Here is a 26,448-nt window from a genome sequence, read left to right on the forward strand (position 1 = left end):
TAGTTAGTTACTTCGTTGCTTACGTACTTACTGCCTGGGCGAAGACCCGCTGCCGCGCGGATGGATCAGCATGCGGTCGCCGCGTATTTCCACATCGAACTGGCGCAGGAAGTTCTGGCCCAGCAGCGCATCCCTGTCCGTGCTGCCCGTATAGCCCGTACCCACGCGCAGGCCGCTGACCACCAGGGAGGCCACGCGCACCTGATCGGCCACCACCATGCGGCCGTCGCGCTCGCCATTGGCGGTGCGAAAGCGAACCGGCTCGCCGCCGTCCAGGCCTGCGCGCTCGGCCAGCGGCTCGGTCACGCCGACCATGCTGGCGCCCGTGTCCACCAGGAACAGCACGGGCTGCCCGTTGACGGCCCCTTCCACGCGGAAATGCCCGTCACGGTCACGCGCAATGGCCACCGTGCCATCAGCCTGGACCTTGACGCCGGCCGGCTTCAGGTACATCTGCATGGCCCAGTACAGCACTCCCATGACCAGCAGCCAGAACAGCAGAAAACCCAGCATGCCGCGCCGGGCGACGGACTGGACGCTGGGCTCGGCGGCCGGTGCAGAGGAAGCGGACGGGTCGGACGGATCGAACGGAGGCGGCGTGGACTTGAGGCGCATGGCAATGCAGACGGGATCGACGATGGCAGCACGGTGGCTGCACGGCGGCAGTCGCCCATTCTGCCTGCGGCCCTGCCCCGTCACGGGCAAGCCAATAGCCGCTACAGTGGGCGCCTTCATCACAGCCCGCTCCTGCCATGACCACGACCGCGCAGCCGCCCTTTGTCCTTCACTACATCTTCGACCCGCTGTGCGGCTGGTGCTATGCCGCCGCGCCCCTGGTCAAGGCCGCGCGCAGCGTGCCCGGCGTCACGCTGCAATGGCATGGCGGCGGCATGCTCACGGGCGCCCACACCCGCACCATCACGGCCGACTGGCGCGGCCATGTGATGCCGCACGACCAGCGCATTGCCGAGATGACGGGCCAGCCGTTCGGCCCTGCCTACTTCGACGGCCTGCTCAACGACCTGGGCGCCGTGCTGGACTCGGAGCCGCCCACCACGGCCCTGCTGGCCGCCGAGGAACTGGCGGGCCGGGGCCTGGACATGCTGGCGCGCCAGCAGCAGGCCCACTACGTGGAAGGCCGCCGCATCAGCGACCCCGCCGTGCTGCAGGAACTGGCCCGTGACCTGGGACTGGACGGCGAGGCCTTTGCCCAGGCCTTCCAGCGCTTGTCCGGCGCTGCCACCCAGGCGCATATCACCCAGGCGCGCGAATGGCTGAACCTGGCACAGGGCCAGGGTTTCCCGACCTTCGCGCTGGAGTTCGACCACCCCGAGGCCGAGCAGCCGGGCCAGCGCGCCATCCAGCGCATCGACATCGGTCCCTGGCTGGGAGATGCACAGGGCTGGGCAACGCAGCTGGGCGAGTGGGTGCAGCAGGTGGCGGCCATCACCGCCGGCGAGCAGACCGCGCCCCAAGGCGAGGACTGCGGGCCCGATGGCTGTGCGCTGCCCAAGAGCTGACCCGTCAACGATCACCAAAGAAAAACCGCGCCCTGGCGCGGTTTTTTCATGGAGCGCGGGCGCCCGTCAATCCATCTTGGAGATCATCACCTCACCAAAGCCGGAGCATGACACCTGGGTGGCGCCGTCCATCAGGCGGGCGAAGTCGTAGGTCACCTGCTTGCTCTGGATGGCCTTTTCCAGCGCGCTGATGACCAGATCGGCCGCCTCGCGCCAGCCCATGTGGCGCAGCATCATCTCGGCCGAGAGGATTTCGGAGCCCGGGTTCACATAGTCCTTGCCCGCGTACTTGGGGGCCGTACCGTGCGTGGCCTCGAAGCAGGCCACGGAGTCGGACATGTTGGCGCCGGGCGCAATGCCGATGCCGCCAACCTGGGCCGCCAGCGCGTCCGAGATGTAGTCGCCGTTGAGGTTGAGCGTGGCCACCACCGAGTACTCGGCCGGGCGCAGCAGGATCTGCTGCAGGAAGGCGTCGGCAATCGAGTCCTTGATGACGATGTCGCGGCCCGTGCGCGGGTTCTTGAACTTGAGCCAGGGTCCGCCGTCGATAGGCTGGGCGCCGAACTCGCGCGCGGCCAGCGCGTAGCCCCAGTCGCGGAAGCCCCCTTCGGTGAACTTCATGATGTTGCCCTTGTGGACCAGGGTCACGCTGGGCTTGTCATTGTCGATGGCGTACTGGATGGCCTTGCGCACCAGGCGCTCCGTGCCCTCGATGGACACGGGCTTGACGCCGATGCCCGAGGTCTCGGGGAAGCGGATCTTCTTGACACCCATTTCCTTGACCAGGAAGTCGATGAGCTTCTTGGCGTTGTCGCTGCGGGCCTCGTACTCAATGCCCGCGTAGATGTCCTCGGAGTTCTCGCGGAAGATGACCATGTTGGTCTTCTCGGGCTCCTTCAGCGGCGAGGGCACGCCCTTGAAATACTGCACGGGGCGCAGGCAGACGTAGAGGTCCAGCTCCTGGCGCAGCGCCACGTTCAGCGAGCGGATGCCGCCGCCCACGGGCGTGGTCAGCGGGCCCTTGATGGAGACCACGTACTCGCGAAGGGCCTGCATGGTTTCCTCGGGCAGCCAGACATCGGGGCCGTAGATGCGCGTGGATTTCTCGCCCGCGAAGACCTCCATCCACTGGATCTTGCGCTTGCCGCCATAGGCCCTGGCCACGGCGGCATCCACCACCTTGATCATCACGGGCGTGATGTCCACGCCGGTGCCGTCGCCTTCGATGAAAGGAATGATGGGCTGGTCTGGCACGTTCAACGACATGTCGGCGTTGACAGTGATCTTCTGGCCCTCGGCCGGCACCTGGATGTGCTGGAAGCGGTTCATGGGGACGGGTCTCCGTTGGCTGGTGCACGAGGCAAGAGTGAATGCCCGGAATGGGCACAAATTTGGTGCAGAAAATTCTAACGACAATCGGGTCGCCTTCCTGTCAACGGCGATACAGTCAGTGCGTTGAGCATCTGCGGTGCATCAACAATTTCGCACCGCTGTCTGGTTCAACTTGGCTTCTACCGCTTTTCTAGGAAATGGCATATATGAAAAAACTCCTCGCTGTCCTGGTCGCCGGTTCGTTTGCCGCAGGCGCCTTCGCACAGGCCGCCGCAGCACCCGAAACGCCGATGTCGGCTCCCACGGCCGCTTCCGCAGCTGCTCCCGCTCACACAGCCAAGAAGGCCAAGGTCGCCAAGAGCGGCAAGCATTCCGGCAAGAAGCACGCCAAGCGTTCCACCAAGAAGGCACACAAGGCCGTGGCCTGATCCAGGCGCCGGGATGCCCGCTGGCATCCCCTCAAAAAAAGCCCGCAAGTCAGCAATGCACTGCGGGCTTTTTGCCGCCCGCCCGGCCCTGATGGCCCGGCCAGGCCGATTTTTGCGTCCGGCCACGCGCCCCCTGCGACAGAATGTGCAAGATGACGAAGCCTTCGACACCCCTCCACACATCCCTTTCCCGCCGCGCGCTGCAGCGGTTGCTCATGGCCGCCTGCCTGGCTGGCGCCGCCGTATCGGCAGGCGCACAGCCCCAGGGCAGCCCCCAGATGAACCTGCGCCGCGTGGAGTTGACGGCCGGAATCCACCGCATCGATGCCCAGGTGGCCGCCTCGGACCGCGAGCGCGCCATCGGCCTGATGTTCCGCCAGGACATGCCCCAGCAGGAGGGCATGATCTTCGTCTTCGAGGTGCCTGCCGTGCAGTGCTTCTGGATGCGCAACACCCTGCTGCCGCTGACCGCCGCCTTCGTGGCCGATGACGGCACCATCGTGAACCTGGCCGACATGAAGCCCATGACCGAGGACTCGCACTGCTCGGCCAAGCCCGTGCGCTATGTGCTGGAGATGAACCAGGGCTGGTTCGCCAAGCGCGGCCTGAAGGCCGGCGTCAAGCTGGGCGGCAGCCTGTTCACGCCCGCGCCCGCCAAGCCATAATCACGGCCCATGCAAGCGCTTCGCTCCTCGTTCTGGCTCACCCGGCTGATATTGGCCTGGTTTGCCGTGACGCTGGGCGTTGCCGTGGCTTCGCCCCTGGTCCATCCCCAGGGATTCGAGCTGGTCTGCACGGCCAGCGGCGACGTCAAGCTGGTGGCGCTGGGCGACAGCGCAGCCCCGGGCATGGGCCACCACCAGCTTGACTGCCCCATGTGCCTGCCCGCTGGCGCACCGCCGCCGGCCCTGCCGCAGATGGCCGTGCCCCACCAGCAGCCGCTGGCCCACGCGCTGCTGCCGCTGGTGGCGGCGCACATTGCCTCCGTCACACGCGCGCCGCTGCCGGCGCGCGGCCCTCCTCCGCTGACTGCCGTGTTCTCTTGAATCGCCGCCGGGCCTGCTGATGCGCGCCCGGCCCGCCTGCGCCGCATGCGCGGCGCAAGACCCGGAGTCAGTTCGTGAATTCCCTCCCCTTCCCCGCGATGGCAGCGCCGCTGCGCCTGCCTGCAACCCTTTTTCGCCCCCATCCCCTGGCCGTAGCGCTGTGCTGCGCGCTGGGCACGGCCTGGACGCCTGGCGTGCAAGCGCAAGCGCAGGCACAGGCCGATATCCCGCTGGCTCCCGTCGAGGTCTCCGACCAGGCCACGGCCGACGCCAACGGACTGCTGCCGCTGAACAAGACCGTGGGCACGGCCAGCCGCCTGGGCCTGACAGCGCGCGAGACACCGGCCTCGGTGCACATCGTGGACCGCGCCGCCATTGAGGCGCGCGGCGCCCAGGACACGCAGGAGATCCTGCGCTCCATTCCGGGCGTCACGGCCTACAGCCCGCCCGGCAACATCGGCATCAGCTATCGGGGCTTCGGCACGGGGTCGGTCAGCCAGCTGTTCAACGGCATCAACCTGCAGTACTCCATTGCGGCACGGCCCGTGGACAGCTGGATCTACGACCGGGTGGAGGCCATTGGCGGCGCCTCCGGCTTTCTCTACGGCGCAGGCGGCGTGGGCGGCACGCTGAACTACATCACCAAGCTGGCCCAGCGCGACAGCTTCACCGAGGGCCAGCTGCGCCTGGGCAGCTACGGGCTCAAGGAAGCCTCCGTAGGGTTGAACCGCCGCCTGGGCGATGCCACTGACAGCCAGGGCACCACCCATTACCTGCGCCTGGACCTCAACCACCGCGATGCCGGCAGCTGGGTGGGCGGCACGCAGTCGCGCTCCACGCAGCTGGCGGCCTCGCTGCTGTCCGACCTGGGTGGCGGCCTCACGCACACTCTGGCCTACGAAGCCCAGCATGAGCGCGTGGACCGCCCCTACTGGGGCACGCCGCTGCTCAACCCGCTGCGCGGCCAGGCGCGCATTGACGAGGCCACCCTCGGCAAGAACTACAACAGCGCCGACGGCCTGTACGCCCAGCGCGTGCAGTGGCTGCGCTCCATCACCGAATGGCGGGCCAGCGACCGGCTCAAGCTGAGCAACACCTTCTACGCCTATGACGCGCTGCGCGACTACCGCAACGTGGAGACCTACCGCTTCACGCCCGACAACAGCGCGGTGGTGCGCTCGGCGGCGCTGCTCCAGCGCCATGACCAGCGCATGGTGGGTGACCGCATCGAAGGCAGCTACCTGGGCGAGCTGGCCGGCCGGCGCAGCGAATGGGCTTTTGGGCTGGATGTGAGCGTGAACCGGCAGACGCGCTTTCCGAACAGCCTGTCGGGCACGGTGAGCACGGTCAATCCCTACGATTTCACGACAGAGAACTTCTACGACATTCCCGGCATGGCGCCCGGCTTCAGGCCTGACCGCGACAACAAGGTCACCACCACCGCGCTCTACCTGGAAAACCGCACGGCCCTCACTCCTGCCCTGCACTTGCTGACGGCGCTGCGCCATGAACGCATCGAGGTGGACCTGACCAACCGGCGCGATGTGACGCCCGCGCTGCCCGCCAGCTACAGCCGCAGCTATAGCCCGACGACCGGGCGCGTGGGCCTGGTCTGGGATGCCACGCCCGAGGCCAATCTCTACGCACAGTTCTCCACGGCGGCCGATCCGCCGTCGGGCATGCTGATGGGCGCCTCGTTTGCCGATGCCATCAACAACACCGGGCTGACCACGGGCCGCCAGGTGGAGGCGGGCAGCAAGCTGTCGTTCTGGCAGGGCAAGGGAACGGCGGCGCTGGCGGTCTATCGCATCACGCGCCGCAACATCTCCACCCAGGACCCGCAGGACAGCACGCGCACGGTGCTGGTGGGCCAGCAGTCCTCGCGCGGGGTGGAGCTGTCCATGGGCCTGACGCCCACGCCGCGATGGTCCATCCAGGGCAACTGGAGCCATGTGGACGCGCGCTATGACAACTACCAGCAAGGCGGCGTGTCCCTGGCGGGCAAGCGACCCACGAACACGCCCGCCAGCGTGCTCAACCTCTGGACCAGCTACCGCATCACGCCGGCGCTGGAGGTCAACGCCGGGCTGCGCCGCGTGGGAGGCATCTATGCCGATGCGGCCAACACGCTGTCCTGGCCCGCCTACACCCTGCTGGACCTGGGCCTGAGCTACCGCATCGACCCGCGCATGACCGTGGTTGCACGGCTGCGCAATGCCACGGACCGCGTCTACGCCGCCAGCCTGACCAGCACCATGGCCTACCTGGGCGCGCCGCGCACGGCAGACATTTCGCTGCGCGTGGCCTTCTGAGCAGGAGACGCACCATGCGCCTTCACCTCAAACGCTGGCTGTTCCTGCTGCACCGCTGGCTGGGCATTGCCCTGTGCCTGTTCTTTGCGCTGTGGTTTGTCTCGGGCATGGTGATGATGTACGTGGGCTACCCCAAGCTCACGCAGGCCGAGCGGCTGCGCCACCTGCCGGCGCTCGATGGCAACGCCGCCCTGCTCGCGCCCGCCGAGGCGCTGCGCGCGGCCGGCATCGACGGCCCGCTCAAGGACCTGCGCCTGCATGCCGGCAGCGCCGGCCGTGCCAGCTACCTGGTCACGCCCGAGGGGCGGCGCCAGCCCGTGGCCATCGATGCGGCCAGCGGCCAGGTGTTGGGCGCCACCAGCCAGGCACAGGCCCTGGCCAGCGCGCGCGCCTTCGCGGGGGACGGCACAGGCCTGCACTACCTGGGCACGGTGGATGAGGATGCCTTCAGCCACTCGCGCGCGCTGGACATCCACCGCCCCCTGCACCGCGTGCAGATGGACGATGCCGAGGGCACGCTGCTCTACATCTCCGGCCGCACGGCCGAGGTGGTGCGCGATGCCACGCGCAGCGAGCGCGGCTGGAACTACCTGGGCGCCTGGCTGCACTGGCTGTACATGTTCAGGGGCAATGCCTTTGATGGCGCCTGGGCCGACATCGTCAACGTGCTGTCGCTGGTCGGCATTGCCGTGGCCATCACCGGCACCGTGGTCGGGGTGATGCGCTGGCGGTTCAGGCAGCCCTACCGCAGCGGCCTGCGCACGCCCTACCCGGGCCGCGCCATGCGCTGGCACCATGTGGCGGGCCTGCTGTTCGCGCTGACCACGCTGGCCTGGATCTTCAGCGGCCTGATGTCCATGAACCCCTGGCGCCTGTTCGACACGGGCACGCCGCCACTGCACATGGCCCGGTGGCAACAGGGCCCGCTGCGCCTGACCGGGGACGACGCCACGCCGCAGTCGCTGATCGCCGCGGCGGGCGGTCCCGTGCGCGAACTGCGCTGGCTGCGCACCGCAGGCCGCACCGAGGTGCTGGCCCAGCCCGCAGCCGGCACGCCCCTGGTGCTGGACAGCGCCAGCGCCGCGCCCGTGGCCCACTCGCGCGACGCCCTGCTGGACCGCGCGGCCGTGCTGATCGACGCACCCGTGCTGCGCAGCGAATGGCTGACCGCGCACGACCTGTACTGGTACGAGCGCGCCGAGCACACCATGATGGGCGGCCATGACAAGCCCCTGCCCGTTCTGCGCGTGGTCTTTGGCGATGCCGCGGCCAGCTGGGTGCACATCGACCCGCACACGGGCCAGGTGCTGGGCCGGCTGGACGGCATCCAGCGCCTCAAGCGCTGGCTGTTCGCCATGCTGCACAGCTGGGACTGGCTGCCGCTGCTGCAGCGCCGGCCGCTGTGGGATGCGCTGCTGCTGGCCTTCAGCCTGGGCGGCCTGCTGATGAGCGCCACGGGCGTGGTCATAGGCGTGCGCAGGCTGGGCCGCAAGCGCAGCCATCGCGCACAGACCACTGCTTGCCTGGAGGCGCAGCCACATGGTTAGCCGCCATACTGTATGCTTGCCGCATGCAACTCGAACAGAAATACCAGGCCCTGCTGGCCGAGGCCGAGCGCCGCAAGCTGGACGACGTGGACAGCATGCGGCTGTGCTTCCAGACCCTGTCCCTGGCTGCGCGCATCGACCGTGACTGCGCCGCGCTGCTGGCGCCGCACGGCCTGTCCGAAGGGCGCTTCGTGCTGCTGTTCCTGCTGGAATCCGCCAGCGAAGGGCTGGCCCCCAACCACCTGGCCGAGCAGGCCGGCATCACCCGCGCCACCGTGACCGGCCTGCTGGACGGCCTGGAACGCGAGGCCCTGGCCGAGCGCCTGCCCGACCCGGCCGACCGCCGCGCGCTGCGCGTGCAGCTCACCGCCAAGGGCCGCCAGCTGGCGCGCAAGCTGTTTGCCCGGCACAGCCAATGGATCGCCGGCCTGTTTTCCAACCTGTCGCCCGCCGAACGCGGCCAGTTGGGAAAGCTGCTGGCCAAGGCCGCCGCAGGCGTGGAGGCCAGCGCATGAAGGCGCCCGCCCACCGGCGCAAGGGCGCCAACCGCAAGGTCGATATCACTCCCGAACTGCTGCAGGCCCTGTCCCTGGGCGAGATCGAGACCGCCACGCTGACCGAAAGCCTGGCCGTGGACCAGGCCCGGCTGCTGCAGGCCGTCTTTCCCGACGCGTGGCCGCAACTGGAGGACACGGCGCAGGCGCTGGGCCAGCTGGGCATTCTCAAGCGCATGGAGTGCATTGGCGGCCTGCTGTGGCAGGCGCTGGGCCAGGCCGGCTGGCAGCGCTGCCTCACGCACCGCTCTGACACGGTGCGCGGCTGGGCCTGCTTCATGGCCGGTGCGCAGCCGGGCCTGACCCTGAGCCAGCGCCTGGAGCTGCTGCAGCCGCTGGCCGATGACCCGCATTTCGGCGTGCGCGAATGGTCGTGGATGGGCGTGCGCCCGCATCTGGCCAGCGACCTGCCGCAGGCCGTGGCCGAGTTGTCCCGGTGGACAAGGCGGCCCTCCGACCGCCTGCGCCGTTTCGCCAGCGAGGCCCTGCGGCCGCGCGGCGTCTGGTGCAGCCATATCGCGGCGCTCAAGCAGCAGCCGGAGATCGCCCTGCCCCTTTTGCAGCGGCTGCGCGCCGATGCCTCGCCCTATGTGCAGGACTCGGTGGCCAACTGGCTCAACGACGCGGCCAAGAGCCGGCCTGACTGGGTGCGCGCCCTGTGTGCGCAATGGCTCCAGGAATCGCCCGTGCCCGCCACGCGCCGCATCTGCGAGCGTGCGCAGCGCAGCCTCAAGGAGCGGTAGGCGCCTGCCGGCCCGCCAGCCGCTCGCAGTCGGGCTTGACGCAGCGCCCGTAGAGGATGTGGGAATGCTCCACGATGGCAAAGCCATGCGAGCGCGCCAGCAGCTTCTGGCGCTGCTCGATCACCGCATCGTGGAACTCCTGCACCAGGCCGCAGCGCGTGCAGATCAGGTGGTCATGGTGCTCGCCGTCGTCGAGTTCATAGACCGCCTTGCCCGCCGCAAAGCGCTGGTGCCGCAGCAGCCCGGCCTGCTCCAGCTGCGCCAGCACGCGGTAGACCGTGGCCAGGCTGGTGCCCCGGCCCTGGTCATGCAGCTGGCGATAGACCTCCTCGGCCGCCAGATGCCGGTCGGCCCCGTGGCGAAAGATGTCCAGCACCCACACTCGCGCCAGCGTGGCCTTCAGCCCCAGGTTCTTGAGGTCAGCGGAATCGGACATGCAGCCCTCCCGGCCGGTCAGAACTCATTGTGGATGGCCTTGTAGCCGCGCACCAGTTCGTTGTTGGTGCGGACCACGTCCTCGGAGAAATCGCTGGCGTCGGCGGGCACCTGGGCCAGCGTGGACAGGTCGGTCTCCGGGCCTATGCGCGCGGTGGACGGCACATAAAAGCCTGGCGGCAGGTGGCATCCATCGACCACGGCGTTGTAGCGCACCACGCAGCCGTCATCGACCACGCAGTTGAACAGCACGCTGTTGAAGCCGATGAACACGCCATTGCCCACGGTGCAGGGTCCGTGGACGATGGCGCGATGGGCGATCGAGGTGTGCTGCCCCACGCTGACGCGCGCGCCCGACTTGGAGTGGATCACCACCCCGTCCTGGATGTTGGAGTGGGCACCGATCACGATGGGGTCGATGTGGCCGTCCGCATCCATCTCGTCGGCACGGATCACCGCATAGGGGCCGATGAAGACGTTCTCCTCCACGATCACCAGTCCGCACAGGATGGCCGTGGGGTCCACGAAGGCGCTGGCATGGATGCGCGGCAGGTCGCCGCGCGGGTTCTTGCGGATCATCCCTTGCGCCTGTTCTTTGCGCCGCCCTGGCGGGCCTTGAAGCGCGGGTTGCTCTTGCAGATGACGTAGATGCGGCCGCGGCGGCGCACCACCTGGCAGTCTCGATGGCGCAGCTTGGCTTCCTTGAGGGACGAGAGCACTTGCATGGGAAACTCCTTGGGTTGTAGACAAACGGGGGCCGGCTCGCGGGTCATGCCCAGGACACGGCGTCGTGCGGATGCAGGCTCTCCATGTGGCGCACATGCACGCGCGGCTGGGCGTAGCTGCCTTCCAGCGCGGCCTGTATGCGGCGCGCCGCATCCTCGACAAACATCAGGTTGCGGCCGTTGAGCGCGGCAAAGGCCTGCTCGTCGGCGCGCTTGACGGCGGTCTGCACGGGCGTGCCCAGCGCCTGCTCCACGCGGGCGATCAGGGGCAGGATGCCCAGGTCGGGCGCATCACAGGCCAGGTCCACGCTGACCTGGGCCTCGCTGCGCTGGCTGTGTGCCGTGGCCAGCGTGCCGTGCCGGCGCAGCCAGGAAGCCACCTGGTCCGGCTCCACCAGCGGCTCGCCCGCAAAGGCCTGCAAAAAGCCCTGCTCCAGCAACTGGCGCGACAGTGCCGCCGAGCAGGGGCAGGTCGAGGAATAGCCCACGCCCACCTGCAGCCGCAGCTGGAACACGCCCTGCGCCAGCGTGGCGTCCAGGCGCACGGGATAGGACTTCCAGCCCGACAGATCGTGGGTGACCAGGGCGGGCCGCTGGGTCAGCAGGTCCAGCGACAGGCGCAGCCGGGCGCTGCGGCTTTGGCAGTCCAGGTGGCTGTCGATCATGGCCTGCAGCGCATGGCGCAGCGCCAGGGCAGACAGCGCGGATTCCTCGGCCAGGCTGTCCAGTTGCCGGTACAGCCGGGACATGTGTATGCCCTTGACATGGGCCGCAGGAAGATCGACCTGCACATCGGCGCGCGCATGCAGCTCGCGCCAGTAGCCGGGCTCGGCCACGGTCACGGGCAGGTCTATGCCCTGCATGCCCACCCATTGCAGCGGGCTGAGGCTGGGCGCGGGATCGGTCAGGGAAACATCGGGAAGAGGTGCAAGCATTCGGGGCTCCGGTGGCCGCGCCGACCCAGGCCGGCGCGGTATTCGTTCAATTCCAGTCGGGAAACGGGTTGTCCCATTGCACCCAGGCCTGCGGGCCCAGGGCCATTTCTGCATCGGTCAGCAGGCACTCGTCCAGGCGGGCGCGCAGCGCGTCCTCGTCCATGCCCATGCCGATCAGCACCAGTTCCTGGCGCGCGTCGCCCACGCCATCGACCCATTTGTCCAGGATGCGCTCCACGCTTTCGGGGTCGCGCGGCCAGCGCTCGGCCTCCACGGCGGCCCACCAGTGGCCGGCCGGCCCATGGCGGGCCACAGCGCCGGCCTGCGACCAGGAGCCGGCCAGCGCCGGATGGCTGGCCAGCCAGAAAAATCCCTTGGAGCGCACCACGCCCGGCCATTCGCTTTGCACCAGGCCGAAGAAGCGCCGGGGATGAAAGGGGCGACGGGCGCGGTAGACAAAGCTGGCAACGCCATAGGCCTCGGTCTCGGGCTGGTGCGTGCCACGCAACTGCTGCAGCCAGCCCGGCGCCCTGGAGGCCTCCTCGAAATCGAACAGCCCCGTATCGAGCACGCGATCCAGCGGCAGCTGGCCGAAGGACGCGATCTCCAGCCTGGCACGCGGGTTGAGCCCGCGCAGGATGGCCATGAGCCGGCTGCAGTCCTCGTCGGTGACCAGGTCGATCTTGTTGAGCACGATCACATCGCAGAACTCCACCTGCTCGATCAGCAGATCGACCACGGTGCGGCGGTCCTCCTCGCCCAGCGATTCGCCGCGCGAGCGCAGGCTGTCACGCGAGCCATAGTCGTGCAGAAAGTTGAAGGCATCGACCACGGTCACCATGGTGTCCAGCCGCGCCACATCGCCCAGGCTGCGTCCGTCCTCGCCCGCGAAGGTGAAGGTCTCGGCCACCGGCAGCGGCTCGGAGATGCCCGTGGACTCGATGACCAGCTGGTCGAAGCGGCCCTCGCCCGCCAGCCGCGCCACCTCCACCAGCAGGTCCTCGCGCAGCGTGCAGCAGATGCAGCCGTTGCTCATCTCCACCAGTTTTTCGTCGGTGCGCGACAGGTCGGCCCCGCCATCACGCACCAGGGCCGCGTCGATGTTGACCTCGGACATGTCGTTGACGATGACGGCCACGCGCCGACCTTCGCGGTTGTGCAGGATGTGGTTGAGCAAGGTGGTCTTGCCCGCGCCCAGAAAGCCCGACAGTACGGTCACCGGCAATCGGGCATGCGGCGGCTGAACCGGCGCTACGGTATGCATCATGGAATCTCTCAAGCAGGGAAAGGGAGCACGCTGCTGGCACTGCAGCCGCGTGCGGCAGGCAGGGCCTCAGGCATGCAGCGCAGTGCAGGCAGAGCACTTGCCATGCAGCTCGATGTTCGAATGGGCCAGCGCAAATGCATGGCCATGCGCCCAGCTGCCCAGGCAGCGGTTGAGCGCGTCGTCGACAAACTCGTCCACCTGCCCGCAGCTGTCGCAGATCGCAAAGGCCGAGAAGTCATGGCTGCCCTCATCCGGGTGCGAGCAGCACACATAGGCGTTCAACGACTCCAGGCGGTGGACCACGCCCTGCTCGGCCAGCTTGTCCAGCGCGCGGTAGACCTGCGTGGGGGCGCTCAGCCCGTGGTCACGCAGCTGGTCGAGCAGTGCATAGGCCGTGCGCGGTGCACCGGCCTGGCGCAGGGCGTCGAGCACCCGTTGCTGGTTGGCGGTCAAAGGGGTGGGCATGGTGATTTCCTGTTCCAGAAAACGGTTGGCGATGTTGCGCCACATCAGAATTGTGACGTTATAACATAACAAAACAACGGCTGTCAGGCAGGTTTTTACAATTAAAAAGAATATTAAGTTGCGTTTAAATATTCAACAGGATATAGTCAGCACCGTTGTCGAGACCCGTACCCAGTACCTGAGTCGGCAACCACATCTCCCGCGCAACGGCTTGCCAGCCGCTTCCTGCAGGATGTGTTTCGCGACCTTTGTCGCCCAGTTGGTCTGTAGAGCTGCAGCCAACCGAGTTCCTAGATGCTCACGCAGGCCTTTTCAAGGCTGCGAACCTGACTGAACCACATTTCAAACACCGGCATTCCCATGGGCAAGTACGTCGTCTCGCCCTCGACACACCCGACCGACTGCGGCCGCTTCCGTGCCTCCTTCTCGGTCCATCGCTCCCAGGGCAACGGCAGCTACTGCCGCGTATTCCGTTTCGACAAGGCATTCGCCTCCAGCGAAGCGGCACGGCTGTTTGCCGTCACCCAAGGCTGGCTTCAGACCTGCATGCAGCACCCGCCTGCGTGCTGATGGCCCGCTTGCTGCGAACCCCTATCCATTTCCTGCGGCGGATTGCACAGTCCTCCGCCTGCATTCCAACGGTGCGCCCGTTTGCGCACATCTAAGCAAAGAGGTTTTCCTATGACCACCAAAATCTACGTGGGCAATCTGCCCTACTCCGTGACCGACTCCAGCCTGGAAAGCAACTTCGCCGAATTCGGCAGCGTGGCTTCCGCCAAGGTCATGATGGACCGCGAAACCGGCCGCTCCAAGGGCTTCGGTTTTGTGGAGATGGCTTCTGCCGAAGTCGCCCAGGCCGCCATCACCGGCCTGCACGGCATGTCCGTGGACGGACGCTCGATTGTCGTGAACCTGGCGCGTCCTCGAGAAGAAGGCCGCAGCTCGGGTGGCTACAGCCCGCAAGGCTATGCAGGCAAGCGTGCCGACGTCGGCTATGGCAATGGCGGCCACGGCGGCGGTCGCTACTGATAGCGTCCAATTCCAAGAAAACCGGCTCTTTGGGCCGGTTTTTTTTCGCCTGCGGTTTTCCGCCGATGTCGGCATGAAAAAACCGGCCGCCCTTGCGGGCCGGCCGGTCATGCTTCAAGTCTGCCGGGGTCTGGCCCCGGCAAAGGCGAAGTGGCTTACCGCAGCGCGTCGATGGCGGCGTTGAAGGTGGCGCTGGGGCGCATCACGGCGTCCATCTTGGCCACGTCGGGCTGGTAGTAGCCACCGATGTCCACGGCCTTGCCCTGCACGGCGCGCAGCTCTTCGATGATCTTGGACTCGTTGTCCGCCAGCTGCTTGGCCAGGGGAGCGAACTTGGCGGCCAGCTCGGCGTTCTCGGTCTGGGCAGCCAGGGCCTGCGCCCAGTACAGGGCGATGTAGAACTGGCTGCCGCGGTTGTCCAGCTCGCCGGTGCGGCGCGAAGGCGACTTGTCCTCGTCCAGCAGCCTGCCGGTGGCTTCGTCCAGGGTCTTGGCCAGCAGCTTGGCGCTGTCGTTGCCGTTCTTGATGCCCAGGTCTTCCAGCGACACGGCCAGTGCCAGGAACTCGCCCAGCGAATCCCAGCGCAGGTGGTTTTCTTCCACCAGCTGCTGCACGTGCTTGGGAGCGGAGCCGCCGGCACCGGTTTCGTACATGCCGCCACCGGCCATCAGCGGCACGATGGACAGCATCTTGGCGGACGTGCCCAGTTCCATGATGGGGAACAGGTCGGTCAGGTAGTCGCGCAGGATGTTGCCGGTCACCGAGATGGTGTCCAGGCCGCGGGCCACGCGCTCCAGCGTGTAGCGCATGGCGCGGACCTGCGACAGGATGTGGATTTCCAGGCCCGTGGTGTCGTAGTCCTTGAGGTAGGTGTTGACCTTCTTGATCAGCTCGGCCTCGTGCGGACGGTAGGGGTCCAGCCAGAACACGGCAGGCATGCCGGAGTTGCGGGCACGCGTGACGGCCAGCTTGACCCAGTCGCGGATGGGCGCATCCTTGACCTGGCACATGCGCCAGATGTCGCCCTGCTCCACGTTCTGGCTCATCAACACTTCACCGGTGGCCAGGTCGACGATGTTGGCAACGCCGTCTTCCTCGATCTCGAAGGTCTTGTCGTGCGAGCCGTACTCTTCGGCCTTTTGCGCCATCAGACCCACGTTGGGCACGGTGCCCATGGTCTTGGGGTCGAAGTTGCCGTGCCACTTGCAGAAGTTGATCATCTCCTGGTAGATGCGGGCAAAGGTGGACTCGGGCATCACGGCCTTGCAGTCGTAGGGCTTGCCGTCGGCGCCCCACATCTTGCCGCCCTGGCGGATCATGGCGGGCATGGACGCATCGACGATCACGTCGTTGGGCGAGTGGAAGTTGGTGATGCCCTTGGCGGAGTCCACCATGGCCAGCGCGGGACGGTGTTCCTGGCAGGCGTGCAGGTCACGGATGATCTCTTCGCGCAGCGAGGCGGGCAGCGTCTCGATCTTCTCGTACAGCGTGGACATGCCGTTGTTGACGTTGACGCCCAGCTCGTCGAACAGCTTGCCGTGCTTCTCGAAGGCTTCCTTGTAGTAGATCTTCACGCAGTGGCCGAACACGATGGGGTGCGAGACCTTCATCATCGTGGCCTTGACGTGCAGCGAGAACAGGATGCCGGCGTCGCGGCAGTCGTCCAGTTCCTTTTCGTAGAAGTCGCACAGCGCCTTCTTGCTCATGAACATGGAGTCGATGATCTCACCGGCCTGCAGCGCGACCTTGGGCTTGAGCACCACGGTCTTGCCGCTCTTGGTGGTCAGCTCCATCTTGACGTCGCGGGCCTTGTCCAGGGTCATGGACTTTTCGCCGTGGTAGAAGTCGCCGTGCTCCATGTGCGAGACATGGGTTTGCGACCACTGCTTCCACTCGCCCATGGAGTGCGGGTGCTTCTTGGCGTAGTTCTTGACGGCGGCGGGAGCGCGGCGGTCGGAGTTGCCTTCACGCAGCACGGGGTTCACGGCCGAGCCCAGGCACTTGCCGTAGCGCGCCTTGATGTCCTTTTCCTGGTCGTTGGACGGGTTCTCGGGGTAGTCGGGCAGTGCGTAGCCCTTGCCCTGCAGCTCCTTGATGGCAGCCGTCAGCTGGGCCACGGAGGCGCTGATGTTGGGCAGCTTGATGATGTTGACATCGGGCTCCAGCGTCTTCTTGCCGAGCTCGGACAGGGTGTGGGCCACGCGCTGGTCTTCGGCCAGGAATTCGGAGAACTCACCCAGGATGCGGTGGGCCACGGAGATGTCGGCGGTCTCGACATTCACGCCGGCGGGTGCTGCAAAGGCGCGCACCACAGGCAGGAAGGCACTGGTGGCCAGGCGCGGGGCCTCATCGGTCAGGGTGTAGATGATGGTGGGTTGCTGCGTGCTCATCTCTTGTCTCAGGTAGTGAAAAAGGTAGGGGTCGCGCCGCAGGCCGTCGAACCGGGCATCCGCTAGGGGAAACGGGCCGGTGCAGCCTGACGCTGTAGGACCGTCACGCAATGCCCCGTCGCGCCAGCATGCTGCCCCGGCGTTTTCTGCAATGCGATCCCACAATACAAAATTCTAAGCGGAACCTGCCGGATTTTTTAAGTCTTGTAGAAGACTTAGGGTTTTACAGCGGCATTCAGGCCCTGTTTTCACAGGGAAACGGCTTGGAGCCCCTGCGTTTTCTGCCATGCAAAAAATGCTGTGGCGTGACGGACACGCAAGCATGGCAGAGCACCGGGCCACACCCAGAGCCGATACATCCACAACGATTCATCGTGCGCGAAGCGGCGGGCAAACTCCCCCGGCGAAAACCCCGTGATCAGGCGCTGATCAAGCGCTGTTCACGGCACACACAGGCCGGGTCGGAAACGCCCCCGGCCAGCACCGGCGTCTGGGGCAGCAATCGCACGCCAATGCCCGGGAACACGGGTAAACGTGGCGACATATTGCGCCAAATCATCTACAAAGCACGCCAATTACGCCAAATTGTCACCCATCCGCATTTATTCTGTCTTTTTGACTAGAACCACTGGACTGGAGACGATTTGAGTACCCTGGCAATCGTGATTTCACTGGCGGGACTGATGTTCCTGGCCTATCGAGGCATCTCCGTGCTGCTGCTGGCACCCCTGATGGCTGCCGTGGCCGTGCTGCTGTCCGGCGACCTGGGCCACATGCTGCCGCTGTACACCAGCACCTTCATGGGCGCCCTGGGCAACTACATGCTGCAGTTCTTCCCCGTGTTCCTGCTGGGCGCGCTGTTCGGCCAGTTGATGGCGGACTCGGGCGCGGCCACCGCGATATCGCACTGGATCATGCGCGTGCTGGGCGAGAAGCACGCCATCCTCACCGTGGTGCTGGCCTGCGCCGTGCTCACCTATGGCGGCGTGTCGCTGTTCGTGGTGGCCTTTGCCATCTATCCAATTGCCAAGTCGCTGTTCCGCGCGGCCCATGTGCCCAAGCGGCTGATACCGCCCACCATCGCGCTGGGCTCGTTCACCTTCACCATGACGGCGCTGCCGGGCACGCCGTCCATCCAGAACGCCATTCCCATTCCCTACTACGGCACGAACGTGTTCGCGGCGCCGGGCCTGGGCATCATCGGCGGCATGACCATGCTGGCCCTGGGCCTGTGGTGGCTGCAGTCGCGCGCGGCCAAGGCACGCGTGGCGGGCGAAGGCTACGGCGATCATGACGACGCTGTCGAGCAGGGCCTGCATGACGAAAGCGACCCCGCCCTGCACAGCCGCCGGGACCTGCCGCTGCTGCTGGCCCTGCTGCCGCTGGTGCTGGTGATCGCGGTCAACGCGCTGCTGACCTACGGCGTGTTCCCGCAAATGGATTTCGGCTTCCTCAAGGACCGTTTTCCTGCCGTGAACCCGGCCAAGCAGACGGGCCTGTGGGCGCTGATCCTGTCCCTGGCCGTGGCCTGCGCCGCACTGGTGCTGCTGGGCCTGGGCCGCTGGCGCAATCTCAAGGAGTCGGTGAACAAGGGCGTGCTGGGCTCCATGCTGCCCATCTTCAACACCGCCTCGGAAGTGGGCTACGGCGCCGTCATCGCGAGCCTGGCCGGCTTTGCCATCATCCGCGAGGCCGTGCTCAACGTGGCGCCCCACAACCCGCTGATCTCCGAGGCCGTGGCCATGAACGTGCTGGCAGGCATCACGGGGTCGTCGTCCGGCGGCCTGTCGATTGCGCTGTCCACGCTGGGCAAGGACTACCTGGCCATGGCCGCCCAGCTGGGCATCAGCCCCGAGCTGCTGCACCGCGTGGCCGTGATGGCGGCCGGCTGCTTCGACACCCTGCCGCACAGCGGCGCCATCATCACGCTGCTGTCCATCTGCGGCCTCACGCACCGCCAGTCGTACGGCAACATCGCCATCATGACCATTGGCGCGCCACTGCTGGCCCTGGTGCTGGTGATCACGCTCGGTACCATGTTCGGGTCTTTCTGAGGGACCAGGGCGCAGAGCGCGCGCGGGAAATACCACGGCATCGCGCCCACCACAACCGGCATATGACGTATATGCGCGGGGCGGGTGCATGGCAACAATGCATGCACGGCGATAAGGCATCGCCCCGCTTCATTCCCGCATCACCGACAAGACGACATCCGCTGCCAAAGCTGCCAGCGCCGATGTCGGGCAACAAGGCCCGAACCGCTCCCTGACCTGGAGCGGTTCGGGCCTTTTTTTGTTGGCCGGGAATCGAAGGGGCAGCGATGCCGCACGCCGCCCCCTCAACCCCTTCAGGAGCAGCAGCATGAGACACGGAGATATTTCCAGCAGCAACGATTGCGTCGGCGTGGCAGTGGTCAACTACAAGATGCCGCGCCTGCACACCAAGGCCGAGGTGCTGGACAACTGCCGCAAGATCGCGGACATGCTGGTGGGCATGAAGCGCGGCCTGCCGGGCATGGACCTGGTGATCTTTCCCGAGTACTCCACGCACGGCATCATGTACGACGCCAAGGAGATGTACGACACGGCCAGCGCCATCCCGGGCGAAGAGACCGAAATCTTCGCCGACGCCTGCCGCAGGGCCAATGTCTGGGGCGTGTTCTCGCTGACCGGCGAGCGGCATGAGGAGCACCCCAACAAGGCGCCCTACAACACCCTGATCCTCATGAACAACCAGGGCGAGATCGTGCAGAAGTACCGCAAGATCATGCCCTGGGTGCCCATCGAGGGCTGGTACCCGGGCGACTGCACCTATGTGAGCGAAGGCCCCAAGGGCCTGAAGATCAGCCTCATCATCTGCGACGACGGCAACTACCCCGAGATCTGGCGCGACTGCGCCATGCGCGGCGCCGAGCTCGTCGTGCGCTGCCAGGGCTACATGTACCCGGCCAAGGAGCAGCAGATCATGGTCTCCAAGGCCATGGCCTTCATGAACAACTGCTACGTGGCCGTGGCCAATGCGGCGGGCTTCGACGGCGTGTACTCGTACTTCGGGCACTCGGCCATCATCGGCTTCGACGGCCGCACCCTGGGCGAGACCGGCGAGGAGGAAATGGGCATCCAGTACGCCGAGTTGTCCAAGCACCTGATCCGCGATGCGCGCAAAAACGGCCAGTCGCAGAACCATCTGTTCAAGCTGGTGCACCGGGGCTACACCGGCACCATCAACTCCGGCGACGGGGACAAGGGCGTGGCCGCCTGCCCCTACAACTTCTACAGCCAGTGGGTCAACGATCCCGAGGGCACACGCGAGATGGTGGAGTCCTTCACACGCACCACCGTAGGCACGCCCGAATGCCCCATCGAAGGCATTCCGCACGAGGCGCCCAGGCACCGCTGACAGCGTCCTGCCTCCGAGCCTGCAGGCCTGGGGGCAGGCCCGCCCATGAACACGGAAAGGTGAAGAGTGAAGATGAGCACGACAACAACCACAGGCCCGCTGCACGCTCCTGCCAGCCAGGCCGCCGACCCGCTGGCGGCCTACCGCATCGAGGAAGAGCCCTTCTACCGCCCCTCGGGCCGCGAAGTGCAGCTGTACCGGCAGGCCTACCAGCACCGCATGCCGCTCATCCTCAAGGGCCCCACGGGCTGCGGCAAGACGCGCTTTGTGGAGTACATGGCCTGGGCGCTCAAGCGCCCCCTGGTCACGCTGGCCTGCAACGAGGACATGACAGCCTCCGACCTGGTGGGCCGCTACCTGCTGGATGCCGACGGCACGGCCTGGCACGACGGCCCGCTGACCCTGGCCGTGCGCCACGGCGGCATCTGCTACCTGGACGAAGTGGTGGAGGCCCGCCAGGACACCACGGTCGTCATTCACCCGCTGACCGATGCGCGCCGTGCCCTGCCGCTGGACAAGAAGGGCGAGGTGGTGCATGCCCATCCCGACTTCCAGCTGGTGGTCTCCTACAACCCCGGCTACCAGAGCAGCGCCAAGGACATGAAGCCATCGACCCGCCAGCGCTTCGCGGCCCTGGACTTCGACTACCCGGCGCCCGAGATCGAGGCGGACATCGTGGCCCACGAGACCGGCATTGCCCCGGCCACCGCTCGCAGCCTGGTCAGCCTGGCACGCAGCACGCGCGAACTGCGCCACCGGGGCCTGGATGAAGGCGCCTCCACCCGCATGCTGATCTACGCAGGCCTGCTGATGCGCGACGGCGTCTCGGTGCACGACAGCTGCGACATGACCATCACCAGCGCCCTGACCGACGACCCCGACACCGCCGCCGCGCTGCGCCAGTTGGTCGCAGCCGAGTTCGGCGCCTGAGGTCAGCACGCCATGCCAGCCCCTGCCCTTGCACTGTCCGAAGACACCCGCCTGCTCCACAGGCTGAGCTTGCTGGCCAGCGGCTTGGCGCGCCGCAGCGTCACCGTGCAGCCGCTCACGCGCGTCACGGCCTCGGCCACGACCACGGCCGCGCAGGCGCTACCCCCGCGCGCCGTGCTGACAAGCGCGCCGGCCCGCCTGCTGCTCCCGCATGGCCTGGCCGTCCAGGAAGACCGGCACGCTGCCATGGTGGCCCATGCCGCAGCCCACCTGCGCTTTTCGCCCGCCCGCCAGAACAGCGGCGCCCTCAAGCCCATGGGCCAGGCCGTGGTGGCCGCACTGGAAGATGCGCGCGTGGAACGGCTGCTGTGCCTGCAGCACCCTGGCGTGCGCCGCTGGTTCGAGGCCTGCATCGCGCCCGAGCCCGACCCATCCGACCTGGGCTTTGCCGCCTTCATGGCCCGACTGGACCGCATGCTGCTGTGGCCAGGCCGCATGGACGGCAACCACTGGATCCACAAGGCCCGTGACCTGTTCGAGGACACCGCCACGCGCCATGGCCTGGAGGACTACGCCGCATTCCGGGCCATTGCCTCCATCCTGGCCAACGACCTGGGCCAGATGCGCGTGCGCATGGACCCCCAGCACCATGCCGTGCCCAGCATCTACCGTGATGACAACAGCTATCTCTGGCAGCATCCGGAGTCGCCCCAGGGCGAGGAAGACACACTCGCGCTGCAGCAGACCGCTGCGCGCGCGGCTCCGCCTCCATCGGCCGGCGCAGGACAGCAGTCCGATGCCCAGGAAGGCCAGTCGCTGGACCTGGACCCAGGCCTGGAACTGTCGCGCCACAGCTATCCCGAATGGGACCGCAGGTCGGAGCGCCTGAAGACGGACTGGTGCACCGTCATCGACACCCTGCCCGCATGGCAGGCCGAGGCTTTGGCCGGGAAAGGCACCCAGGCCGGCAGACAGACACTGCCGCCCCTGCCGCTGCCGCCCGCGCGCCAGCTGGACCGGCGCCAGCGCCTGCGCCGCCAGTGGGAAGGCGATGACCTGGACTTCAATGCCGCCATCGAGGTCCAGGTGGACCGCCGCCTGAACCTGCGACCGGAACCTCGCCTTTTCATGCGGGCCGGCAAAGGCCCGCGCCCCACCAGCGTGCTGGTGCTGATGGACGCTTCCGAATCGGTCAACACGCCCGGCCCCCACGGCGCCAGCCTGCTGGAGCTGGAGAAACAGGCGGCCCTCATGCTGGCCGAATCGCGCGCAGGCCACAGGACCGGCGTGGACCGCCTGGCCATCCACGCCTTCTCGTCCAACACGCGCGCCGAAGTCCGCTACCTGCGCCTGCTGGACTTCGGCCAACCCTTTGCCGCAGCAGCGGCCACCCGGTTGCAGGCACTGCAGGGGCGTCATTCCACCCGCCTGGGCGCCGCCCTGCGCCACGCCAGCAGCCTGCTGGCGGCCGAGCCTGCCGGCCAGCGCCATCTGCTGGTGATCACCGATGGAGCACCCGCCGACATCGACGTGCATGACGACCGCTATCTGATCGAAGACGCGCGCCACGCCGTGCAGCAGGCCCGCGCCGCAGACATACGCATCAGTTGCCTGGCCGTGGACAGCCAGGCCGACGGCTATGTGCGCCACATCTTTGGCGGGCGCAACTACGGCATTGCCGACGACGCGCGGCATCTGCCAAGGCGGCTGTCCCAGATGGGCGCAAGGCTCGCAGCCGGCCGCTGACCACGGCAAGCGCCACAGAAATCTCGATTAACCTGAAGCCTGCAAAGAACGCACGCCAGCACCTGGCACAGAAGGAACCCATGAACGACCCCGTCAGAGTCGGCATTCTTTACTCGGCCACCGGCACCACATCGACCATCGGCCAGTCCCAGCTGCAGGGCGCGCAGCTGGCCATCGACGAAATCAACGAGGCGGGCGGCCTGCTGGGGCGTGAACTGGTCGCCGTGCGCTACGACCCGGCCTCCACGCCGGCCCGCTATGCGGCGCTGGCCGAGCAGCTCATCGTGCGCGACGGCATCAACGTCATCTTCGGCTGCTACATGTCCAGCAGCCGCAAGGCCGTCATCCCCATCGTCGAGAAGTGGAACCGGCTGCTGTTCTATCCCACGCTCTACGAAGGCTTCGAGTTCTCGGGCAATGTCATCTACACCGGCGCCGCGCCCAACCAGAACAGCGTGCAGCTGGCCGACTACATGACCAGCAGCTTCGGCGCGCGGGTCTACCTCATCGGCTCGGACTACATCTATCCCTACGAGTCCAACCGCATCATGGGCGAGCTGGTCATGCAGCACCCGGGCAGCGACAAGCTGGGCGAACACTACCTGCCGCTGGACGCCACCGAGCGCGACTACGCGGCCATCATGCAGGACATCCGCGCAAGGCAGCCGGACTTCATCTTCTCCACCGTGGTCGGCGACTCCACGGCCAGCCTCTACCGCGCCTATGCAGAGGCGGGCTTCAATCCGCAGACCATGCCGATTGCCAGTCTCACCACCTCCGAGGCCGAGATCGCCCAGATGGGTGCCGACGTGGCGGCCGGCCACTTCACGGCCGCGCCCTACTTCCAGTCCATCGATTCACCGGCCAATGCGCGCTGCCTGGCCCGGCTGCGCCAGCGCCTGGGCGACGACTGCCGGCCCAACCTGTGCTGGGAAGCCGCCTACTTTCAGATGCACCTGTTCGCCAACGCCTTCCGCCAGGCCGGCAGCGACCGCATCGGCGAGCTGCTGCCCCATCTGCTGGGCAGCGAGTTCGACGCGCCCCAGGGCCGCATCCGACTCGATCCCGGCAACCACCACACCTGGCTGTACCCGCGCGTGGGCCGCGCCAATGCCCAAGGCGGCTTCACCATCGTGCGCCAGGCCACCCGGGCCGTCTCGCCCGACCCCTATTTGGTGACCCATTCACTGGGCGACTGGACTGCCAGCCTCGGTGCCCTGGAGAACTGAGCGTGGATGCCGCACCGAACAAGGAAACCGGCAGCGCTGCCACAGGCCGGCCGCTGCTGGAAAGAAAGCCGCTGCTGCGCGCCACCTCGCCCCAGCTCAAGGAACTGCGCCAGCTGCGCATTGCCGTCGTCCACCCCGACGACGCGGACGGCCGCCTGCTGGCCCAGCAACTGCAGCGCATAGGCTGCCAGGTCCAGGCCATCTGGCCGCCCCAGCCCAGCCTGCCCGAAGGCACGGACGTGGTCTTCCTGGCCGTGCGCCCCGATCACCTGCAGTTGAACTACGCCTGGACCCAGGGCGAGGGAGAGAGCCCGCCCACCGCCATCGCCGTGGTCAACTACGAGAATCCCACCATCGTCTCCGCCGTGCTGGAGCTGCAGGTGCAAGCCATCCTGCCCACGCCCATCCGCTCCTTCGGCCTGCTGTCCACCCTGGTGCTGGCGCGCAGAAACCACAAGGAATCACGCCAGCAGCAGCAGCGCATCGCCAAGCTCCAGGCCAAGCTGCTGGGCCAGCGCCGCGTGGCCGAAGCCAAGGCCATCCTCATGCACACCCACCACATCAACGAAGACCAGGCCTACGACATGATCCGCGCCCAGGCCATGAGCCGGCGCAGCTCGGTGGAGGAGATTGCCCAAGCCATCGTGCATGCGAGCGAAATACTGTCGCTGGGCAAGGGCGTGGGCCGGTGAAGGGGCCGGGCAGAAACAACGCGGACGAATGAGGTGCTATTGGCACATCGTCATTGCGTCGGCTGCCAGGTTCAGAAACGCCGAGTATTGATGCCGTCAAGGGCGCCGCAGGCCCGTTGACTGCGCCAAGGACAAGGATGACCGGCAAGTGCTTCATTGCCTTGCAGAGGCATAGGCCCAAGCGGCCGGGATGACACAATAGCCTGATCACATCTGAGACCGTGAGAGAGCAATGACAGATACGAAAAAGTTGCAAGAAGACAGAGAATCGGAAAGCAACATGCCCAAAAATCATCTTGGGCAGAGCCCCACTCCTCCTGCTGATCTCAGCTTACAGGCCGCAGGCCCGAGTGGATCCATCGCAGGACGTGATCACAAAGCCCTGGACAGGATGAGAGCGGCCTTGAATGCAAGCATCTCTGCCTTGTCGCCTGAAGAAATTCTCGGGAATGAAACTGCCCAATCGCCACAGAGCCTTCCGGAACCTGACCTCCAATCGGCAACATCAAGCTCAAAAGGCTCATCGCAATCACCATCACCGCCGAAAGATATCAATCTATTCCAGCAGCAGGCTTCAGGTGGTTTTGAATATGCTTCGTTTCTCCATTCCTACCCGCATGGAGTAAAAACTCCTGACCAAATATCAAACCATTCCTATATCGCATCAAAAAACTCAAAGCCCGCCAGCCATGAAAACAATAAGACCCGGGACACCCATGTTTCACCAGGGATTCCCCTCATCGAGTTCAACGCAAAAATCAGAAAATCTACACCAACCACATCAAACCCTAAGATCAATGTCAAGGTCTCAGAAAATCCCATCTCCAAAAATACACCAGATAACGAGATAAAAACTCAAAAAACACCAGACAGCCCCACCAAAAAAAGCACACCAATTCAACCCATACTGCTCAAAGTACGACCCAGCGGGGTAGACACCCCACCCCGCCAACAAATAACAGGATCGACGCCGTTCAGCCACATGCTGGAGGGGCGGCGAAGGGAACAGGAAGAGCGCGAAGACAAAAGAACCGAGTACGCCAGGCGCAGCGCGATAGCTTCGGAAGCTGCACTGCGGGCAGAACGAAATCGCGCGATGGAAGCGCAAAAAGAAGCCGCCTTCTACCGTAATGAGGCCGCCCGTGCAAAGGACGAGGCAATGCTCGCCCGCAAAGGCATGTGGCTGGGACTGATGGTTGCCTTGGCTTGTGTGTCCACTGCCATCCTTGCTTACCTGATAACCGCGCCGCACCTCTGTTGAGCGGCTTTGCACCATGACCCAGTCCAGCCAGCCCCGGACAGGCCACGTCTTTACCCTCCCTAACATAATTTAGGGTTGCCTGCGCCCTGCCCCTTGACCGAACCGGCGGCCACCGTCCTCTACAGCGCCGCTGCCGCCGCACGGCGACCATCCTGCCCAGGCTGGCGACAGATGGATTGGCCGCCTTCTTAGGGATCGGAACCGCGCGATGCATGGCTGCATTTCACCTGTCACCTGCAAGCAAAGACAGGCGTGCGATGGTGCAAAGCACAAAAGCGCAGGCGCAGCAGAAACTTCAATCGAAACAATGACACACCGCGAATCCCAAGCACCCGCCGCCATGTGGCCCGTTTCACCCATGATGGACTGGATACATTTTTAGAAAAATCTTTTATTTGACAATAACTTACCTTCATCCTCCAGTCACCATGTAGCAACTTTGCTGCACCTGGCAGCTGAGCGG

At 66.2% G+C, this 26,448-nt stretch carries 27 protein-coding genes; 18 read left to right on the forward strand and 9 right to left on the reverse strand.

Annotated features, from left to right (window positions below):
• Window positions 1-27 precede the first annotated feature (27 nt).
• Window positions 28-735, reverse strand: coding sequence for a TIGR02281 family clan AA aspartic protease (locus AAN986_RS14175; RefSeq protein WP_047219017.1), 708 nt, complete (start codon window positions 733-735; stop codon window positions 28-30).
• 17 nt (window positions 736-752) lie between these two features.
• Between AAN986_RS14175 and AAN986_RS14180 the strand changes: the two genes are divergently transcribed.
• Complete coding sequence (locus AAN986_RS14180) at window positions 753-1,520, forward strand: DsbA family protein (protein ID WP_016445973.1); 768 nt, start codon at window positions 753-755, stop codon at window positions 1,518-1,520.
• Window positions 1,521-1,586: 66 nt separating this feature from the next.
• On the opposite strand, the gene icd is transcribed toward AAN986_RS14180, so the two are convergent.
• Window positions 1,587-2,849, reverse strand: a complete 1,263-nt coding sequence (icd, locus tag AAN986_RS14185; RefSeq protein WP_012205489.1) for an NADP-dependent isocitrate dehydrogenase — start codon at window positions 2,847-2,849, stop codon at window positions 1,587-1,589.
• 209 nt (window positions 2,850-3,058) lie between these two features.
• Between icd and AAN986_RS14190 the strand changes: the two genes are divergently transcribed.
• The 7 genes from AAN986_RS14190 (at window position 3,059) to AAN986_RS14220 (ending at window position 9,482) form a co-directional block, all read left to right on the forward strand.
• Complete coding sequence (locus AAN986_RS14190; protein ID WP_016445972.1) at window positions 3,059-3,280, forward strand: hypothetical protein; 222 nt, start codon at window positions 3,059-3,061, stop codon at window positions 3,278-3,280.
• A 215-nt stretch (window positions 3,281-3,495) separates the two neighbouring features.
• Window positions 3,496-3,945, forward strand: a complete 450-nt coding sequence (locus AAN986_RS14195; protein ID WP_016445971.1) for a DUF192 domain-containing protein — start codon at window positions 3,496-3,498, stop codon at window positions 3,943-3,945.
• A 9-nt stretch (window positions 3,946-3,954) separates the two neighbouring features.
• Entirely contained in the window at window positions 3,955-4,326 is a 372-nt protein-coding gene (locus tag AAN986_RS14200; protein WP_013802509.1) for a hypothetical protein, read from the forward strand.
• A gap of 98 nt (window positions 4,327-4,424) precedes the next feature.
• Entirely contained in the window at window positions 4,425-6,638 is a 2,214-nt protein-coding gene (locus AAN986_RS14205) for a TonB-dependent siderophore receptor (protein WP_047219018.1), read from the forward strand.
• A gap of 14 nt (window positions 6,639-6,652) precedes the next feature.
• The gene (locus tag AAN986_RS14210; protein ID WP_047219019.1) at window positions 6,653-8,185 is read left to right on the forward strand and encodes a PepSY domain-containing protein; all 1,533 of its coding nucleotides are present in this window, start codon (window positions 6,653-6,655) and stop codon (window positions 8,183-8,185) included.
• A gap of 23 nt (window positions 8,186-8,208) precedes the next feature.
• Entirely contained in the window at window positions 8,209-8,700 is a 492-nt protein-coding gene (locus tag AAN986_RS14215) for a MarR family transcriptional regulator (RefSeq protein ID WP_012205483.1), read from the forward strand.
• A complete protein-coding gene (locus AAN986_RS14220) occupies window positions 8,697-9,482 on the forward strand; it encodes a DNA alkylation repair protein (RefSeq protein ID WP_047219020.1) in 786 nt (261 codons plus the stop codon). The genes AAN986_RS14215 and AAN986_RS14220 overlap by 4 nt, the downstream gene beginning before the upstream one ends.
• Here AAN986_RS14220 and fur read toward each other — a convergent pair.
• The 6 genes from fur to AAN986_RS14250 form a co-directional block, all read right to left on the reverse strand.
• The gene (gene fur, locus AAN986_RS14225) at window positions 9,469-9,918 is read right to left on the reverse strand and encodes a ferric iron uptake transcriptional regulator (RefSeq protein ID WP_047219021.1); all 450 of its coding nucleotides are present in this window, start codon (window positions 9,916-9,918) and stop codon (window positions 9,469-9,471) included. The two genes, AAN986_RS14220 and fur, sit on opposite strands and share 14 nt — an antisense overlap.
• A gap of 17 nt (window positions 9,919-9,935) precedes the next feature.
• Entirely contained in the window at window positions 9,936-10,496 is a 561-nt protein-coding gene (locus tag AAN986_RS14230; protein ID WP_016445965.1) for a hypothetical protein, read from the reverse strand.
• A complete protein-coding gene (gene ykgO, locus AAN986_RS14235; protein WP_013802515.1) occupies window positions 10,493-10,642 on the reverse strand; it encodes a type B 50S ribosomal protein L36 in 150 nt (49 codons plus the stop codon). Before ykgO ends, AAN986_RS14230 begins: the two co-directional genes overlap by 4 nt.
• A gap of 44 nt (window positions 10,643-10,686) precedes the next feature.
• Window positions 10,687-11,577, reverse strand: a complete 891-nt coding sequence (folE2, locus tag AAN986_RS14240; RefSeq protein ID WP_016445964.1) for a GTP cyclohydrolase FolE2 — start codon at window positions 11,575-11,577, stop codon at window positions 10,687-10,689.
• Window positions 11,578-11,623: 46 nt separating this feature from the next.
• Window positions 11,624-12,844, reverse strand: coding sequence for a zinc metallochaperone GTPase ZigA (gene zigA / locus AAN986_RS14245; RefSeq protein ID WP_047219022.1), 1,221 nt, complete (start codon window positions 12,842-12,844; stop codon window positions 11,624-11,626).
• A 66-nt stretch (window positions 12,845-12,910) separates the two neighbouring features.
• Window positions 12,911-13,354 (reverse strand): Fur family transcriptional regulator, encoded by a 444-nt coding sequence (locus AAN986_RS14250; RefSeq protein WP_017405058.1) that lies wholly within the window; start codon window positions 13,352-13,354, stop codon window positions 12,911-12,913.
• Window positions 13,355-13,669: 315 nt separating this feature from the next.
• Between AAN986_RS14250 and AAN986_RS14255 the strand changes: the two genes are divergently transcribed.
• Together AAN986_RS14255 and AAN986_RS14260 are read left to right on the forward strand one after the other, a co-directional pair.
• The gene (locus AAN986_RS14255; protein ID WP_016445961.1) at window positions 13,670-13,879 is read left to right on the forward strand and encodes a hypothetical protein; all 210 of its coding nucleotides are present in this window, start codon (window positions 13,670-13,672) and stop codon (window positions 13,877-13,879) included.
• A 111-nt stretch (window positions 13,880-13,990) separates the two neighbouring features.
• Window positions 13,991-14,338, forward strand: a complete 348-nt coding sequence (locus AAN986_RS14260) for an RNA-binding protein (protein WP_016445960.1) — start codon at window positions 13,991-13,993, stop codon at window positions 14,336-14,338.
• A 155-nt stretch (window positions 14,339-14,493) separates the two neighbouring features.
• Here the strand turns inward: AAN986_RS14260 and AAN986_RS14265 are convergent, their stop codons facing one another.
• A complete protein-coding gene (locus tag AAN986_RS14265) occupies window positions 14,494-16,728 on the reverse strand; it encodes an NADP-dependent isocitrate dehydrogenase (protein WP_016454629.1) in 2,235 nt (744 codons plus the stop codon).
• 110 nt (window positions 16,729-16,838) lie between these two features.
• Between AAN986_RS14265 and AAN986_RS14270 the strand changes: the two genes are divergently transcribed.
• The 8 genes from AAN986_RS14270 to AAN986_RS14305 all read left to right on the forward strand — a co-directional run bounded on the left by AAN986_RS14270 (window position 16,839) and on the right by AAN986_RS14305 (window position 25,985).
• On the forward strand, window positions 16,839-17,351 hold the full coding sequence (locus tag AAN986_RS14270; RefSeq protein WP_156179923.1) for a hypothetical protein: 513 nt from the start codon (window positions 16,839-16,841) through the stop codon (window positions 17,349-17,351).
• 21 nt (window positions 17,352-17,372) lie between these two features.
• Window positions 17,373-18,782, forward strand: a complete 1,410-nt coding sequence (locus tag AAN986_RS14275; protein WP_016454628.1) for a GntP family permease — start codon at window positions 17,373-17,375, stop codon at window positions 18,780-18,782.
• A gap of 307 nt (window positions 18,783-19,089) precedes the next feature.
• Window positions 19,090-20,127 (forward strand): aliphatic amidase, encoded by a 1,038-nt coding sequence (locus tag AAN986_RS14280; RefSeq protein ID WP_043791758.1) that lies wholly within the window; start codon window positions 19,090-19,092, stop codon window positions 20,125-20,127.
• Window positions 20,128-20,199: 72 nt separating this feature from the next.
• Window positions 20,200-21,057 (forward strand): CbbQ/NirQ/NorQ/GpvN family protein, encoded by an 858-nt coding sequence (locus tag AAN986_RS14285; RefSeq protein WP_047219023.1) that lies wholly within the window; start codon window positions 20,200-20,202, stop codon window positions 21,055-21,057.
• A 12-nt stretch (window positions 21,058-21,069) separates the two neighbouring features.
• Complete coding sequence (locus AAN986_RS14290) at window positions 21,070-22,803, forward strand: VWA domain-containing protein (RefSeq protein WP_047219024.1); 1,734 nt, start codon at window positions 21,070-21,072, stop codon at window positions 22,801-22,803.
• Window positions 22,804-22,883: 80 nt separating this feature from the next.
• The gene (locus AAN986_RS14295) at window positions 22,884-24,032 is read left to right on the forward strand and encodes a transporter substrate-binding domain-containing protein (protein ID WP_047219025.1); all 1,149 of its coding nucleotides are present in this window, start codon (window positions 22,884-22,886) and stop codon (window positions 24,030-24,032) included.
• A 2-nt stretch (window positions 24,033-24,034) separates the two neighbouring features.
• The gene (locus AAN986_RS14300) at window positions 24,035-24,724 is read left to right on the forward strand and encodes an ANTAR domain-containing protein (RefSeq protein ID WP_047219026.1); all 690 of its coding nucleotides are present in this window, start codon (window positions 24,035-24,037) and stop codon (window positions 24,722-24,724) included.
• 232 nt (window positions 24,725-24,956) lie between these two features.
• Window positions 24,957-25,985 carry a hypothetical protein gene (locus tag AAN986_RS14305; protein ID WP_156179926.1) on the forward strand — a complete coding sequence of 343 codons (1,029 nt, stop codon included), beginning with the start codon at window positions 24,957-24,959 and terminating at the stop codon, window positions 25,983-25,985.
• Window positions 25,986-26,448: the final 463 nt, after the last annotated feature.

Source organism: Delftia sp. DS1230, assembly GCF_040112715.1.
In the GTDB taxonomy this organism is placed as follows: domain Bacteria; phylum Pseudomonadota; class Gammaproteobacteria; order Burkholderiales; family Burkholderiaceae_C; genus Comamonas; species Comamonas tsuruhatensis.

Bases quoted from the DNA above. Each gene is read 5' to 3' on its own strand.
- icd (WP_012205489.1), bottom strand. From the start codon at position 2,849: ATGAACCGCTTCCAGCACATCCAGGTGCCGGCCGAGGGCCAGAAGATC.
- folE2 (WP_016445964.1), bottom strand. From the start codon at position 11,577: ATGCTTGCACCTCTTCCCGATGTTTCCCTGACCGATCCCGCGCCCAGC.
- AAN986_RS14260 (WP_016445960.1), top strand. From the start codon at position 13,991: ATGACCACCAAAATCTACGTGGGCAATCTGCCCTACTCCGTGACCGAC.
- AAN986_RS14295 (WP_047219025.1), top strand. From the start codon at position 22,884: ATGAACGACCCCGTCAGAGTCGGCATTCTTTACTCGGCCACCGGCACC.
- AAN986_RS14180 (WP_016445973.1), top strand. From the start codon at position 753: ATGACCACGACCGCGCAGCCGCCCTTTGTCCTTCACTACATCTTCGAC.
- AAN986_RS14265 (WP_016454629.1), bottom strand. From the start codon at position 16,728: ATGAGCACGCAGCAACCCACCATCATCTACACCCTGACCGATGAGGCC.
- AAN986_RS14215 (WP_012205483.1), top strand. From the start codon at position 8,209: ATGCAACTCGAACAGAAATACCAGGCCCTGCTGGCCGAGGCCGAGCGC.
- AAN986_RS14280 (WP_043791758.1), top strand. From the start codon at position 19,090: ATGAGACACGGAGATATTTCCAGCAGCAACGATTGCGTCGGCGTGGCA.
- AAN986_RS14200 (WP_013802509.1), top strand. From the start codon at position 3,955: ATGCAAGCGCTTCGCTCCTCGTTCTGGCTCACCCGGCTGATATTGGCC.
- ykgO (WP_013802515.1), bottom strand. From the start codon at position 10,642: ATGCAAGTGCTCTCGTCCCTCAAGGAAGCCAAGCTGCGCCATCGAGAC.
- AAN986_RS14230 (WP_016445965.1), bottom strand. From the start codon at position 10,496: ATGATCCGCAAGAACCCGCGCGGCGACCTGCCGCGCATCCATGCCAGC.
- AAN986_RS14210 (WP_047219019.1), top strand. From the start codon at position 6,653: ATGCGCCTTCACCTCAAACGCTGGCTGTTCCTGCTGCACCGCTGGCTG.
- AAN986_RS14250 (WP_017405058.1), bottom strand. From the start codon at position 13,354: ATGTGGCGCAACATCGCCAACCGTTTTCTGGAACAGGAAATCACCATG.
- AAN986_RS14255 (WP_016445961.1), top strand. From the start codon at position 13,670: ATGGGCAAGTACGTCGTCTCGCCCTCGACACACCCGACCGACTGCGGC.
- AAN986_RS14175 (WP_047219017.1), bottom strand. From the start codon at position 735: ATGAAGGCGCCCACTGTAGCGGCTATTGGCTTGCCCGTGACGGGGCAG.
- AAN986_RS14285 (WP_047219023.1), top strand. From the start codon at position 20,200: ATGAGCACGACAACAACCACAGGCCCGCTGCACGCTCCTGCCAGCCAG.
- AAN986_RS14270 (WP_156179923.1), top strand. From the start codon at position 16,839: ATGCCCCGTCGCGCCAGCATGCTGCCCCGGCGTTTTCTGCAATGCGAT.
- AAN986_RS14220 (WP_047219020.1), top strand. From the start codon at position 8,697: ATGAAGGCGCCCGCCCACCGGCGCAAGGGCGCCAACCGCAAGGTCGAT.
- AAN986_RS14195 (WP_016445971.1), top strand. From the start codon at position 3,496: ATGGCCGCCTGCCTGGCTGGCGCCGCCGTATCGGCAGGCGCACAGCCC.
- fur (WP_047219021.1), bottom strand. From the start codon at position 9,918: ATGTCCGATTCCGCTGACCTCAAGAACCTGGGGCTGAAGGCCACGCTG.
- zigA (WP_047219022.1), bottom strand. From the start codon at position 12,844: ATGATGCATACCGTAGCGCCGGTTCAGCCGCCGCATGCCCGATTGCCG.
- AAN986_RS14205 (WP_047219018.1), top strand. From the start codon at position 4,425: ATGGCAGCGCCGCTGCGCCTGCCTGCAACCCTTTTTCGCCCCCATCCC.
- AAN986_RS14290 (WP_047219024.1), top strand. From the start codon at position 21,070: ATGCCAGCCCCTGCCCTTGCACTGTCCGAAGACACCCGCCTGCTCCAC.
- AAN986_RS14190 (WP_016445972.1), top strand. From the start codon at position 3,059: ATGAAAAAACTCCTCGCTGTCCTGGTCGCCGGTTCGTTTGCCGCAGGC.
- AAN986_RS14305 (WP_156179926.1), top strand. From the start codon at position 24,957: ATGACAGATACGAAAAAGTTGCAAGAAGACAGAGAATCGGAAAGCAAC.